Annotated in this window: 11 protein-coding genes; 4 read left to right on the top strand and 7 right to left on the bottom strand. The window is 69.4% G+C overall.

Going from position 1 to position 13,370, the window contains the following annotated elements:
* From HUA76_RS33985 to HUA76_RS33995, 3 genes are read right to left on the bottom strand one after another with little or no spacing between them, the layout of a single operon-like run.
* A complete protein-coding gene (locus HUA76_RS33985) occupies window positions 1-1,251 on the bottom strand; it encodes a hypothetical protein (RefSeq protein WP_174457612.1) in 1,251 nt (416 codons plus the stop codon).
* Window positions 1,248-3,764, bottom strand: a complete 2,517-nt coding sequence (locus HUA76_RS33990) for a TonB-dependent receptor domain-containing protein (protein WP_371823553.1) — start codon at window positions 3,762-3,764, stop codon at window positions 1,248-1,250. Before HUA76_RS33990 ends, HUA76_RS33985 begins: the two co-directional genes overlap by 4 nt.
* Window positions 3,764-5,380 (bottom strand): serine/threonine-protein kinase, encoded by a 1,617-nt coding sequence (locus tag HUA76_RS33995; protein WP_174457611.1) that lies wholly within the window; start codon window positions 5,378-5,380, stop codon window positions 3,764-3,766. Before HUA76_RS33995 ends, HUA76_RS33990 begins: the two co-directional genes overlap by 1 nt.
* A gap of 304 nt (window positions 5,381-5,684) precedes the next feature.
* On the opposite strand from HUA76_RS33995, the gene HUA76_RS34000 reads away from it, so the two are divergent.
* The gene (locus tag HUA76_RS34000) at window positions 5,685-6,548 is read left to right on the top strand and encodes an ABC transporter substrate-binding protein (protein WP_174457610.1); all 864 of its coding nucleotides are present in this window, start codon (window positions 5,685-5,687) and stop codon (window positions 6,546-6,548) included.
* 128 nt (window positions 6,549-6,676) lie between these two features.
* Window positions 6,677-7,126, top strand: a complete 450-nt coding sequence (locus HUA76_RS34005; RefSeq protein WP_174457609.1) for an OsmC family protein — start codon at window positions 6,677-6,679, stop codon at window positions 7,124-7,126.
* A gap of 37 nt (window positions 7,127-7,163) precedes the next feature.
* On the opposite strand, the gene HUA76_RS34010 is transcribed toward HUA76_RS34005, so the two are convergent.
* On the bottom strand, window positions 7,164-7,634 hold the full coding sequence (locus tag HUA76_RS34010) for a helix-turn-helix domain-containing protein (RefSeq protein ID WP_174463183.1): 471 nt from the start codon (window positions 7,632-7,634) through the stop codon (window positions 7,164-7,166).
* 118 nt (window positions 7,635-7,752) lie between these two features.
* Between HUA76_RS34010 and HUA76_RS34015 the strand changes: the two genes are divergently transcribed.
* Window positions 7,753-8,973, top strand: coding sequence for an MFS transporter (locus tag HUA76_RS34015; RefSeq protein WP_371823554.1), 1,221 nt, complete (start codon window positions 7,753-7,755; stop codon window positions 8,971-8,973).
* 81 nt (window positions 8,974-9,054) lie between these two features.
* Here the strand turns inward: HUA76_RS34015 and HUA76_RS34020 are convergent, their stop codons facing one another.
* The 3 genes from HUA76_RS34020 to HUA76_RS34030 form a co-directional block, all read right to left on the bottom strand.
* The gene (locus HUA76_RS34020) at window positions 9,055-9,414 is read right to left on the bottom strand and encodes a DUF3703 domain-containing protein (protein ID WP_174457607.1); all 360 of its coding nucleotides are present in this window, start codon (window positions 9,412-9,414) and stop codon (window positions 9,055-9,057) included.
* A gap of 16 nt (window positions 9,415-9,430) precedes the next feature.
* The gene (locus HUA76_RS34025; protein WP_174463185.1) at window positions 9,431-10,345 is read right to left on the bottom strand and encodes a cation diffusion facilitator family transporter; all 915 of its coding nucleotides are present in this window, start codon (window positions 10,343-10,345) and stop codon (window positions 9,431-9,433) included.
* Between the two features lie 383 nt (window positions 10,346-10,728).
* Window positions 10,729-11,301 (bottom strand): hypothetical protein, encoded by a 573-nt coding sequence (locus HUA76_RS34030; RefSeq protein ID WP_174463186.1) that lies wholly within the window; start codon window positions 11,299-11,301, stop codon window positions 10,729-10,731.
* A gap of 95 nt (window positions 11,302-11,396) precedes the next feature.
* On the opposite strand from HUA76_RS34030, the gene HUA76_RS34035 reads away from it, so the two are divergent.
* Complete coding sequence (locus HUA76_RS34035) at window positions 11,397-13,268, top strand: BamA/TamA family outer membrane protein (RefSeq protein WP_174463187.1); 1,872 nt, start codon at window positions 11,397-11,399, stop codon at window positions 13,266-13,268.
* The last annotated feature ends 102 nt before the right edge of the window (window positions 13,269-13,370 follow it).

The raw sequence follows: 13,370 nt of genomic DNA on the forward strand, positions 1-13,370 counted from the left end.
TCAGGGGGCCTCGAGCACGAACGCCTGGCTCTCCACCCCGGTCAACCCGATGCCCGTGGCAATCGCGGGCGCCAGCTCGTTGGGCACGCGCCACGTCTGTCCGGTGGATTGGATCAGCACCACCGAGTAACGCCCCTTCGGCAGTCCCTCCAACCGCGCGGGAGCGGCCGGGTCCCGAGCATCCAGGGCGACCGCCTGCACGCCGATGTGCAGCTCCGCCACGGGGACGGGCGTCATGCGCGGGTTTCCAGCCTCATCCGTGAGCGCCGGGTAGAGCGCGTCCGGCACGAGCGCCGCCGCCAGCACCACCAGGTCCGGCTGACCATCGCGGGTGCCGTCGGCGTGCGGATAGTCGGTGCCATTCGCATCGAGGATGCCGTTGCGGTCCAGGTCGTTGTCCTCGAGCAACCCGGGGGAGTCCGCCAGCTTGCGCACGACGACGCGCGGCCAGAGGTCGCCGAATCCGTCGCGGTTGGCGTCATCCGGGACGCCGTCGCGGTTAGCGTCCACGTAGCTGACGAGGAACGCCTTGGGGCGCTGCTCCACCGCGCCGCCCTCGATGCTCTGGGGCACCAGGCGCAGCACCTTGGGCGGCCCGCCCGCGGTGAGCACGGCGTCTCCGCCGACGATGACGCTGGCCTGGAACGCGGGCCGGTCCACCGGCACCTGCGCGCTCGCCTGAGAGAAGCTCACCGTGACGTTGGTGAGGGGCAGGGGATGGCCCTCCTGGTCCACGGCGACCTCCAGCGTCAGGGGGACGCCGGTGGTGGGGTCCACGGCGGCGCCGCCGACGTCACCCTGGTTGGGCTCGCTGGTGACGCCGTACCAGGGATTGAAGTCGGAGAAGTGGCAGGGCGTCGCGCCGGAGCGGCAGGAGTCCACGTCGATGAAGCCGCGCAGCGTGTAGCGCCCCGCCGCGACGAGGCTGAGCGAGAACGGCGCGGTGAAGGGGCCGGGCGCGTCGGTGCCGAGCGCCGGGCCGAAGAGCTGCTCGGCCGGAACGACGGTGAAGGCGATGGGGCGGCCCGTGCCCTGCGGCGGAGGTGGCCGGTCCGCGTCGTAGATGAACACCACCGCGTTGCCCCGTGAGCGCGACTGCACGACGAGGCTGCCCTCGATGCGGGCGGTGTGGATGTTCTGCCGTCCGTCCGCGGTGGGGACCACCGTGGGGGACTCGCAGCCCGCGACGAGCAGGGACGCGGCGAGGACGCCTCCCAGCGACTGCTTCCAGGAAGGGAGGGTGCGGCTCATGGAGTCACCGTCAGCGTCGCGTAGACGCGCCGCTCGATGCGGTTGCCGAAAGGATGTTGGGAGTGAGCGGAGCCGAGCTGGCTGCCCACCAGCGCGACGTCCACCGTGTTCTTCACCGCCGCGTAGCCGACGCGCGCGTTGATGACGGCGTAGGCGCCCAGCGGGTTGGACAAGAGCTCGATGCGGGTGGGGTCCGACGCGGCGGGCTCGCGCTCAATCCACGTGGTGGACGAGGTGTAGGCCACGTCCACGCCGAACTCCAGGTCCGCCTTGGTGCGGTAGGTGACGCCACCGTACAGCTTGAGCTGCGGCGCCTGGCTGCACGGCCCGCACGCCTCCTTCTCCTCCAGGTCCGACGTCACGTTCTGGAAGGCGGCGCTCGCCTTGATGCCCAGGCCGTCCACGGGGGCCAGGGTGAGGCCCGCTTCCACGCCGCGCGCGGTGTAGATGGAGTCCTCGTTGACGAAGCGCGAGCGGCCGATGAGGTAGTTGCCCGAGGCCGCGTCATACGACTCGCCGGCGGGCAGCCGCTCGAAGGCGGACAGGCCGATGAGGTCCTTCACCCGGTTCTGGTAGAGGGCCACATCCCAGTCCATGCCCAGCTCCGCGGACTCGCCGCGCCAGCCCAGCTCGAAGGCGGTGAGGCGCTCGGGGCGCAGCGCGGTGTTGCCGGTGGTGAGCGCGCTGGCGCCGTTGACGCCCTGCACGGGAACCAGGAGGCGCGTGTAGCTCTCCAGGAACGTCGGCTCACGGAAGGCGGAGGCCGCGCTGATGCGGAACGCGTGGCCTTCAATCGGGATGAACAGCGCGGAGATGCGCGGCGAGTGGGCGAGGCCCGGCGTCCCCGCGTCCAGCAGCGGGTGCCGGTCCACGCGGTAGCTTGCGACCAGGCGCAGGGGCTCGGCCAGCCGCCACTCGTCCTGCACGAAGGCCGCGGCGTGAATCTCCTCGCGCAGCGGGCCCAGGTAGTCCCAGCCCACGCGCTTGAGGCGCCCCTCGACGCCCACGTTGAGCTGGTGCTCGCCGCCCAGTTGGAAGGCGCGCGCGAAGAGCAGCTCGGCGTTGAAGAGGTTGGAGCTGATGTCCGTACCCAGCGAGCGCTGTCCAATGGGCTCGTACTGGGGACCGGCGCTGCCGGAGATGTGGTTCCAGAACGTCTTGAGCTTGAGCGGGCCCAGCTCCACGTCGCCCTTGGCGTAGGCGCCCAGGCCGTCCATGAAGTAGTTGCGCAAGAGGCCCAACGGATAGATTTCCGTGGTGTAGCGGTGCACGCCGCCGGACAGGCCCACCTGCTTGTCGTCCGCGAAGGTGTACACGGCGGACAGGGTGGCGCGCGCGCCGCGCATGCCGATGTCCGGGTCCGGGTCCCTGAGCACGATGTCCGGACGGTTGCTGGCGTAGTCGCGGCTCCACTTGTCCGCCTGCGAGTACGCCACCGACGTGCGGTAGCGCAGCGCGCCCGTGTTGCCGTGGCTGAGGAACGAGCCCGCCACGCTGTTGCCGGTGCCGGCCGTGACGTTGAAGCGCGCGCGGGGCCCCGAGCCCGGGGACTGGGTGATGATGTTGATGACGCCCAACATGGCGTTGGCGCCGTACAGCGCGCTGCCCGGGCCGCGGATGACCTCGATGCGCTCGATTTCCTCCAGGCCGATGGGGATGGAGGACCAGAGCGTCAGGCCGAGGAAGTCCTGGTACTCGGTGCGGCCGTCCACCAGCACGAGCACCTTGTTGGCGATGCGCTGGTTGAAGCCGCGCAGCGACACGTTGGCGCTGCCGATGCCCAGCGACATCACGTCCGCGCCAGGCACCCGCCGCAGCAGCTCCGGCAGGCTGGTGGCGCCCGACAGGCGGATGTCCTCGGCGGTGATGACCGTCGTGGCGTTGGGTGCTTCCAGCGAGGACTGGGCACGGCGGCTCGCCGTCACCACGCGCTCCTCGTAGGGCACCGCGCCGTCATCGCCGCTCGCCGCCTCCGCGAGGCCGGGCAGCGCGGACGGGACATACGTGGACGGCGTCGCGGTGCCCGGGCCCGTCGTGGGCATGGTCTCCGCGCGCTCAATCGCCTTCTCCAGCCGCTCCAGGAGCGCGCCCAACTGCTGCTGCGACTGGATGCTGGCGGGCGGGGGCGGCATGGGCAGCGCGGAGTTGTCCTCCGGCTGCGCCGCGGCCTGGCTCGCGCGCTGCTTCTCCTCGAGCGCGGCGATGGTGGCCTCCACGGAGGCCGCGTCCGCCGGACTGCTGGTGACGTAGCGCTTGTAGGCGTCGAGCGCCTCCGCCGTCCGGCCCGCGTCCTGGTACGCGCGGGCGATGTTGTAGAGGACGTTGGGGTGCGGCTTGATGGCGTAGGCCTGCTCCAGCTCGGCGATGCCCTCGTCGTAATCCTTCTTGCCGATGAGGCTCATGCCGTTGCGGAAATGGCGACGCGCTTCGAGACGTGCGTCCGCCAGGACCTGCGTCGCGCACAGACACAGCGCGAGCAGGCCCACTCGTTGAAGGGCTTTGTAGTGTCTCACTAGTACGGGTTGTCCTTGAATTTGTCGTTCGAGTCAGAAGCCCGCGGGGGACGGGGAGGACTCGACTTCTTCTTGAGCTTTTGGGTGACGAGCTGCTTGGTACCGGAGCCCGTGGCGGTGATGGTGACGGGCTGATAGCCGTCCATCGTGAAGGTCAGCACCGCGCTGGCGCTGCCATCATCGTCCAGGGGCACCTTGAGGTTCAGGGGCGTTTCGCCATGGTCCTTGCCGCGGTAGCGCACGCGGGCGCCGCTGGGCTCGCTGGTGATTTCAAAGCGCACCGTCGGGCCGTTGCCGGGCACGAGCGGCGCCAGCGCCAGCTCATCATCCGCGGCGCCCAGGGCGGCCGTCGCCGGGGAGTTCGCGGCGGCGGCCGGCTGGGTGGGGACGGCCGGGGGCTGCGTCGGGTTGGCGGGCGCCGTCGCGGTGATGGGGGGCGAGGCCAGGGGCTTGGGCATCGGCGTGGAGGGGCGCAGCGCGAAGGCCAGCGCGACGGCGCCGCCCAGCAGCAGCGAGCCGCCGAAGATGGCGAGCGGCACCATGCTCTTGCCGGGCTTCGCGGGTGGCTCCTCGACGGCGATGTCCAGCGCCATGGTGCTGGGGCCGGAGCCGGCGCCAGGCGCGCTGATGGGGCCGCTGCGAGGTCCGCTGCCGACGCCCGTCAGGCGGGGGCCGCTGAAGACGCCGCTGACGCCGACGGCGTGCGCGACGCGGCGCATGGCCTCCAGCACCTCGTCCATGGACTGGTAGCGCTCCACGGGGAGCTTGGCCAGGCACTTCATCACCAGGGCCTCGACCTCGGCGGGCACGGCGTGGCCGGGCCAGATGGCGCCGAAGGGCGGCGGCGGCTCGTTGATGTGCTTGACGATGACGTCGATGCTCTGGGCGGCGAGGAAGGGCGGCTGGCCCATCAGCATCTGATAGAGCACCACGCCCATGCTGTACACGTCGCTGCGCGGGTCGGCGATGTTGCGCGCCTGCTCCGGCGCCATGTACTGCGGCGAGCCGAGGATGATGCCCGCCTGCGTGAGCGACGTGTCCTGCTGCGCCTCACTCTCGCCGATGAAGGACTTCACCAGGCCGAAGTCGAGCACCTTGACGATGTCGTGGTCCGTCTCCTGGTTGAGGACCATGACGTTGGCGGGCTTGAGGTCGCGGTGGATGAGGCCGACCTTGTGCGCCTCGCGCAGCGAGCGGGCGATCTGCTGCGTGATGTTGAGCGCGCGCGCCCACGGAATCGGTCCCATCTGCGTGAGCAGCTGGCTGAGCGTGAGCCCATCCAGGTACTCCATCGCGATGTAGTAGATGCCGTCGTCCGTCTTGCCGTAGTCGATGACGGTGACGGTGTTCGGATGGCGCAGCTTCGCGGTGACGCTGGCCTCCAGGAAGAAGCGCTTCTGGAAGCCCGGGTCCTTGCCCTCGTCGTTGTAGTGAGGGTTGAGGACCTTCAGCGCGACCAGTCGGTCCAGCGGCGCCTGCATGGCCTTGTAGACGCGGCCCATGCCACCGGCACCCAGGGTCTCCAGGATGCGGAAGCGCTCATTGAGGACCCGTCCAAGAAGCGGGTCCACCAGCTCGGGTGGGGCGCCATTCGTCGGGGCGTTGCTTTCGATCATGTCTGCCCCCACCGACCGGGAAGGCACACGACGCTCCGGTCGAACATGCGCTGGAATGCTAACACCGCAATCGTCCACTCCCCAAGCGACCTGCCAGGTTGGCGCAGTGCATCAAACGCCGAGAAACCGGCCTGGGCGCGCCAAAGTCCGGCACCGGACATCGTTTGATACGAGGCGTGTGTCAGCTGGGACGGCTGGACTGGCACGGCGAGCGACTGGGAGTGCGAGGGCCGCGAATCCGAGCAGGCGTGGGGGGCGTCTCAAGGGAGCGGCCGAGCGAGGTGGAGCGCGTTAGGGTGGCGTCATGAGCGTCCACCTGACCGAGTTGCTTTCTTCCGCGCCGCCCTACCCGAGGCGGGTGGTGTGCATGACGGAGGAGACGACGGAGGTGCTCTACCGGATTGGCGCGGGGGAGCTGGTGGTGGGCGTGTCGGGCTTCACGGTGCGCCCGCCCGAGGCGCGCAAGAAGCCCCGGGTGTCGTCGTTCCTGGACGCGAACTTCGAGCGGATTCTCGAGCTGAAGCCGGATCTGGTGCTGGGGTTCTCCGACCTGCAGGCGGACCTGGGCCGGGAGCTGTGCAAGCGCGGCGTGCCCGTGTACCTGTTCAACCAGCGCTCGCTCGCGGAGATATTGCAGACGGTGCGGGTGACGGGGGCGCTGGTGGGGCGCGCGGAGGCGGCGGAGAAGCTGGCCGCCGAGCTGACGGCGAACCTCACGCGACACGCGGAGGCGGCGCAGAAGCTGCCGCGACGGCCGCGCATCTTCTTCGAGGAGTGGCACGAGCCGCTCATCTCCGGCATCCGCTGGTGCTCGGAGCTGGTGGAGCTGGTGGGCGGCGAGGACATCTGCCGCGAGTCGCGGGCGTCGCAAGGCGCGAAGGGCCGCATCTTCGAGCCGGAAGAGGTGGCGCGGCGCAACCCGGACGGCGTCATCGCGAGCTGGTGTGGACGCAAGGCGAAGCGGGACAAGATCGCCGCGCGGCCGGGCTGGGCCCAGGTGCGCGCGGTGCTGGATGACCAGCTCTACGAGGTGAAGAGCAGCCTCATCCTCCAGCCGGGGCCGGCGGCGCTGTCGGACGGCGTGGAGCGCCTGGCGCGCATCGTCGCGGCCGTGGCCCGGGGCGAGAAGCTGCCCGTGCCAAAGGGCGCGGACCTGCGCGGGGCGTGAGTCGCGGGCTCGGACCTGTCGTGACGAAGCGCTCCCTCGATGGAGGGAGTGACACGCGGAAGGCGCCTTCGCGCTCACGTCGAGCGCCTATGCTGGATGCCACAGGACACGCGACTCGGAGGTGTGACGTGGAAGGGTTTCCGCTGCGGCTCAAGTGGCAGGGTTCAACCGCGGGCGAGTACAGCCGCGATGCGGTGGCTGGCACGGACGGCAAGCCGGACCTGCTCGTGAGCTCGGGTACGAATTACGGAGGCAATGACGCGCGCTGGAATCCGGAGGACCTGTTGGGCGCGTCGGTGGCGCAGTGCCACCTGCTCACGTTCCTCGCGCTGGCGAAGAAGCTGCGGCTGGACGTGCGCTCCTACGAGGACCAGGTGACGGTGTTCCTGGACACGGTGGAGAAGGTGAAGCGCGTGAACAAGGTGCGGCTCGCGCCGCTCATCCGTGTGGCGCCCGGCACGGACGTGGAGAAGGTGCGTGAGATGTTCGTGAAGGCGCACAAGTACTGCTTCATCGGGCAGAGCATCACCGCCGAGGTGGTGATGGAGCCGACCATCGAAGTGCAGTCGGAGGGGTAGGGCGTGTCGCGGGCCGTGGCTCCGAGAGGGCCACGGCTCACCGCTTCGCGCGAGGCTTCTTCTCCGCGACCTTCTTCACGACGGTATCGGTCGACGTCACGGGGCGGCCACTCTCCGAGCGCACTTCCAAGGCGCGCACCGGTCGTCCCTGCTCCGTGTCCACCAGGACGGAGTGGGCCTCGTCCGGCTGGAAGCAGTGGTGTTCACCCCACTGCCTCAGTCCGACGAGCACCTGGAACAGGTCCCGCCCCTTCCTCGTCAGGACGTACTCGTGGAACGCGCTGCCGTCCGAGGCGGGAACGACCTCCAGGATGCCGTGCGTGACGAGGTGGCGCAGCCGGGTGGAGAGGATGTTCTTCGCCATGCCCAGGCTCTTCTGGAACTCGCCGAATCGGCGCACGCCGTCGAACGCGTCGCGGATGACCAGCAGCGACCACTCGTCGCCGATGATGTCCACGGACCGCTCGACAGGGCACTCCGCCCGACTGGGAGGCTTCTTCTTCGCCATGTCGGGTTGAAATATCAAAACCCCGTCGCTAATTCCGGGTGGTTTCATTTTGAAACCATATTGCGGCGGGTGGTTCATGCGGAGTGGGGCGGAGGCGCGGAGCGCCGAGGGTGGAGGCGTGCGTCCGGTGGAGGAGGTGGCTGCTCGGTCGGAGGGTGACGCCGCGCCCCCGCTGTCGAGTGCCGTGATGGCGTTGTTCGCGGTGGCTTGCGGGTTGGCGGTCGCCAACGTCTATTTCGCCCAGCCGTTGTTGGATTCGATGGCGCGGGACCTGGGGTTGCGTCCGGCCCTGGTGGGCATCGTGGTGACTGTCACGCAGGTGGGGTACGGCCTGGGGTTGTTGCTGGTGGTGCCGCTGGGAGACCTGGTGGAGCGTCGCCGGCTCGTCGCGGTGCAGATGTCCTTGTCCGTGTTGGCGCTCGTCGTCGTGGGACTCGCGCCCACGGGGGCGGTGTTGCTCACGGGGCTGGCGGTGGTGGGCCTGCTCGCGGTCGTCATCCAGGTGCTGGTGGCCTTCGCCGCGACGCTGGCCGCACCCGCCGAGCGAGGCCGCGTCGTCGGGCTGGTGACGAGCGGTGTGGTGATTGGCATCCTCATGGCGCGCACCGTGGCGGGGTTCCTGTCGGACCTCGCGGGCTGGCGTTCGGTCTATCTGGTCTCGGCGGGGGTCACGCTGTTGCTCGTCGTCGCGCTGGTCCGTGTCCTGCCTCGCGAGCGCGTGAGCACACACCTGTCCTATTCGGCGCTGCTGCGCTCGGTGTTCACGTTGTTCGTGGAGGAGCCCGTCTTGCGTGTGCGGGCGGTGCTCGCGCTGTTGATGTTCGCCTCGTTCAGCACCTTGTGGACGCCGATGGTGTTGCTGCTCGGAGCGCCTCCGTTCTCGCTCTCGCATTCGCAGGTCGGCCTGTTCGGCCTCGTGGGCGTGGCGGGCGCGCTGGGGGCGTCACGGGCGGGGCGACTGGCCGACCGGGGCTGGGGAAACTGGACCACCAGCGTCGGACTCGTCGTCTTGCTGGTCTCGTGGTGGCCCGTCTCGCTGGCGCCGAAGTCACTGTGGGCGCTGGGCGTGGGCATCGTCGCCCTGGACCTCGCCATCCAGGCCTTGCACGTCACCAACCAGAGCGAGCTGTACGCCGTGCGTCCGGAGGCGCGCAGTCGGCTGGTGGCCGGCTACATGGTCTTCTATTCCATCGGCAGTGGCGCCGGGTCCATCACCTCGACCCTGGTGTTCGCGCACGCGGGCTGGAGCGGCGTGTGCGTCCAGGGCGCGGCCATCGCCGCCGTGGCCCTGCTGTTCTGGGGGCTCACACGCTTCAGGGCGAAGGAGCCTGCTCGCTGAACCGGTGCCCCGCGCCTGGGGCGTCCCGCGTCTGTCTCATCGAGGTGGAGGCCGATGGTTCGTTCGCGGGGCACGTTCACCTCACGGGGCGGGAGGAGCTTCGTGACGCAGCATGTCCTGGAGGTCCTCCGGAACGGGCAGGGGCGTGAAGATGCCCACGTTCGCGCCCCCGGTGTTTCCCCGCGGCGCGCGTCCGAGCCAGGACCCGGGCGCAGCCAGCAACAAGCGGGGGAGTTGTCCGAACAGCTCCCGGACGTCACCGTGCCGCCAGGCCCAGACGAACATGGCGCCATGCACCTGGAGGTGGGGCCATGCATGGGCCTGGCTCAGGACATGGGCACGTTCCAGGAAGTGCCACGCCGCCTGGAAGTCGCCCCGGGTCTGGGACTCGGAGGCGCTTTGGAGTTCGTGGTCGAAATGGGCTCGGAGGGTGGGGTGCATGGGGAGCTGGCGTCGTTCACAGGCAGGGGGAGACAGCGTCGTTGGATGCGAGCAGGCGGCAATCCCGGGCCGCGACCGATTCGAGCTGCAGGGTGACGTGCTCGATGCCGAACCGGTCATGGAGCAGGCGCTTGAGGTGGCTCAGGCGCGAGTCGTCCATCGGTTGCTCTGTCACGACGAGATGCGCCGTGAGCGCCGCTTCGGTGGTGCTCATGGCCCAGACGTGGAGGTCATGCACCTCGGCGACGCCGGGTGACTGGGTCAGCTGAAGCCGCACGGAAGGCATGTCGATGTTCGCGGGAACGGCATGCAGGGCCAGGTTGACGGAGTCCCGGAGCAGCCCCCAGGTCCCCACGAGGATGAGGAGCGCGATGCCGAGCGTCACCCCGGAGTCCAACCACATCCAGCCGGTGAAGGAGATGAGGGCGCCGGCCAGGACGACGCCGAGCGACACGCCCGCGTCGGCGGCCATGTGCAGGAAGGCGCCTCGGATGTTGAGGTCGCTCTGGCGCCCCTTCCAGAACAGCAGCGCGGTGGCGGTGTTGATGAGCGTACCCACTCCCGCCACGAGCATGACGGTACCCGTGGCGATGGGAGCGGGTTGCCCCAATCGTTGCACCGCTTCCCAGCCGATGGCGCCCACCGCGACGAGCAGGAGCAGCGCATTGAGGAGCGCGGCCAGGATGGACGCGCCGCGCAGTCCGTAGGTGTAACGCTCCGTGGGCTCGCGACGGGCCAGTAAGCTGACGCCCCAGGCGAGCACCAGCCCGAGCACATCGCTCAGGTTGTGTCCGGCGTCGGCGAGCAATGCAAGCGAGCCCGAAATGAAACCGAAGGTGGCCTCGACGGCGACGAAGGCCAGGTTGAGGCCGATGCCCAGCGCGAAGGCCCGGCCAGGTGTCGAAGGAGTGTGTTGGTGGGAGCCGGACATGGGTGACGACGCCTCCAAGGCTGAGTGCTCGTGGCGGGCCCGCCCTTCGTGATGAGAGGGGCTGTCCGCCTTCACCCAGGAAGACGCCCGCTCCTGGTCGGGATTACACCCGGGTTTTTCGGTGGGGACCTTTCGCCGCGGAAGAGGCGACGCCGCACTCCAGGGACTGCCACTCCGAGCGGCCCGACGAGCGACCGACGGCCGAGCCGGCCCGTGGCTCGGCTTCCTCGTGGACAGGACGCACGAGAGGTTCACTGAGGCGCCATGACGGAGCCGTGGGCCGTGGCTCGGGCAAAGAGGACGCGCGAGGTTCACTGAGGCGCCATGACGGAGCCTCGGGCCGTCGAGGAGCCTCATGGGAGGGCGCGCGGCCCGGGACAGGGTCAGGTGCGGGGGATGTTGTCCTGGAGGTGTTCGAGCGCCGCGTGCCAGCGTGTGAGCTGCTCCGGGGACACGTCGAGTCGCGCGAGCCACGCCTGGAAATAGCGCTCCAGCTCGGCGGACCTGGGATGGCTGCCTCGGTGATGGCGGATGAAGTCCTTGTAGTTCTGGACCTTGTCGGCGCGGAGCATGTCGTTGACCTCGGGCTCGGCGCTGAGCGCGATGTCGTCGGGCCCCTTCAGGTCCGGTCGATGGGACAGCGCGGCATTGGCGGTCTCCCGGTAGTCCAGCGCGAGCGCGAGGACACGCGGCTCATCGCTCACACCGTCGACGGGAGGCCCGGAGAGGTCCGCCCCGGTGGCGAGCGCGTGGGCCCAGGCGGCGGCTCGTACGTCATCCTCCTGAACCAGCGGGTGCAGGCAGTACGCGCGTTGGGCGTGTTCGCTCGCGCCCAGGGCTCGGAGGACCCACAGGCCCTCGTCGATGTGGTGCAGGTATGGGATGCCGGAGCGTCGAGCGCGGCGCTGTCCGTAGAACGTCTGAATCGCGCGGTACTCGCGGGCATCCGCGTCCATCGGGCGAGGATGACAGTCGGCGCTCCACGCCGCAATCCGGAGGACCGTGCGATGAAGATGCTCACGCGGAAGGCCGCGCATGCCAGGATGGCGGCGTGGCGCTCCCGCTGCTCGTGCTCATCGTCGTTCCTCTCACCCTGTCCTCGTTCCAGGCGGAGCCCGTTCCCGAGACGCCGGCTCCCGCCGTCGCGTCTCCTGCTCCATCGCCAGGCGAGGCCCGTGCGACGGAAGAAGGGGAGAAGGCTCCGGCAGGGACCTCCGTGGAGCCCGCGCCAGCGCGTCCCCAGGGCCTCTCCCAGGAGAACTACGAGGAAGCCCTCATCGTCGAGGCGCTGACGCGTCACGGCCGTCAACTGGAGCCGTCACCCGAGGGCATGCCGCTGGCCGAGGTGCTCGTCGACACCGAGGAAGTGGTCGCGGAGAGCGACCCGTATCCGAACTTCCTCAACATCTTCCACATCCGTACCCGCGAGGAGGTCGTCCGACGCGAGGTGTTGCTCCCACCGGGGCAGCCGTATTCCACGCGGCTCGCGGACGAGACGGCGCGCAACCTGCGGGGGCTGCGGTTGTTCTCCGTGGTGCGAGTCGTCCCGGTGAAAGGGAAGGTGCCCGGGACGGTGGCGCTGCTCGTCGTCACCAAGGACATCTGGTCGCTGCGCCTCAACAGTGACTTTTCCGCGGTGGGCTCTCTGCTGCAGTACCTGCGGCTCCAGGGCACGGAGCAGAACTTCCTGGGCCGAGGCAAGAAGCTGGCGCTGGACTTCACCCTCCGCCTGGACACGCTGAGCTTCGGACAGAGCTACACCGACCCGCGCGTGCTGGGCAGCCGCTGGTCCTTGAGTGAGTCCGCCGCGCTCATCATCGGACGCGAGAGCGGCAAGGCCGAGGGCTCGCGGGGAAGTCTCTCCGTCAGCCGTCCGCTCTATTCGTTGTCCACGCCGTGGAGCGTGAGCACGTCCGTCGCGTGGAACGTGGAGACCAATCGCATCTACCGGGGCGCGGAGATATGGCAGCTCCCGTATCCCGACGGCCCGACGGTGCCCTACGTGTACCGGACGGAGGAGGTCGCTGGCGCGGCCTCGTACACGCGCTCGTATGGCCTGCGCTACAAGTGGAACGTGAGTGGCTCGCTGGGCGCGTACCACTACTCCTACGACCCGCCTTCCTCGTCGATGCTGACGGAGGGTCAGTCCGACTGGTTCCGCCGCAACTACCTGCCGCGCGTGGAGGACGCGGGCTACGCCTCGTTGTCCCTGCGTGCCTTCGAGGCGCGGTACGAGGTGCTGCGCGACGTGGACTCGTACGTGCTCTCGGAGGACTACCAGATGGGGCACTGGGTCTCCGCGACGGTGCGCTATGCGCCTCCTGTCTTCGGGGGCGACAACCACTTCACGGAGGCGGGGCTCGCGGCGCGCTACCGCCTTCGCTGGGGCGAGGCGCTCACCACCATGTCCGCGTCAGGCGCCATCCGTCGGCAGCTCGGTGAGGGCGCGACGTGGAACAACCGCCACTGGGCCGCGGAGCTGGCGCAGGTGTCGCCCAAGATTCTCGGGGGACGCTTCGTCGCGCGCGGCCTGCTGGATGTGAACATCGATGACCTGTTCGACCGAATCACGCTGCTGGGCGGTGGCAACGGGCTTCGCGGCGCACCGGCGGATGAGTACTCCGGCAAGCGGATGCTGCTGGTGAACGTGGAGTACCGCACCGCGCCCGTCGTCATCAAAACGGTGCACGTGGGCGGGGTGCTCTTCCTGGACTCGGGCAGCGCGTTCAACGACAGGCCGGACATGGTGACGTCGGTGGGCGTGGGCCTGCGCGTGCTGTTCCCCCAGTTCAACGTCGTGCCGTTCCGCCTCGACTTCGGCTACGTGCTCAACGGAGACCGTCCTCCCGTGGGCAGCCGCTTCTCGCTCGCGGGCGGTCAGGTCACGGACCTGCGACCGAGCTTCCTCGACTCGCCGCTGTAGCGCTTCCAGCGGTGCTGCTCCCGCTCACAGCGGCTCGCTCAGCTTGTCGTGGTAGCGCTGAGTCGCCACGAACGGGTGCCGGCTCGCTCACAGCGGCTCGCT

Source organism: Myxococcus sp. CA056 (assembly GCF_013336715.1).
Taxonomy (GTDB): Bacteria; Myxococcota; Myxococcia; order Myxococcales; family Myxococcaceae; genus Myxococcus; species Myxococcus llanfairpwllgwyngyllgogerychwyrndrobwllllantysiliogogogochensis.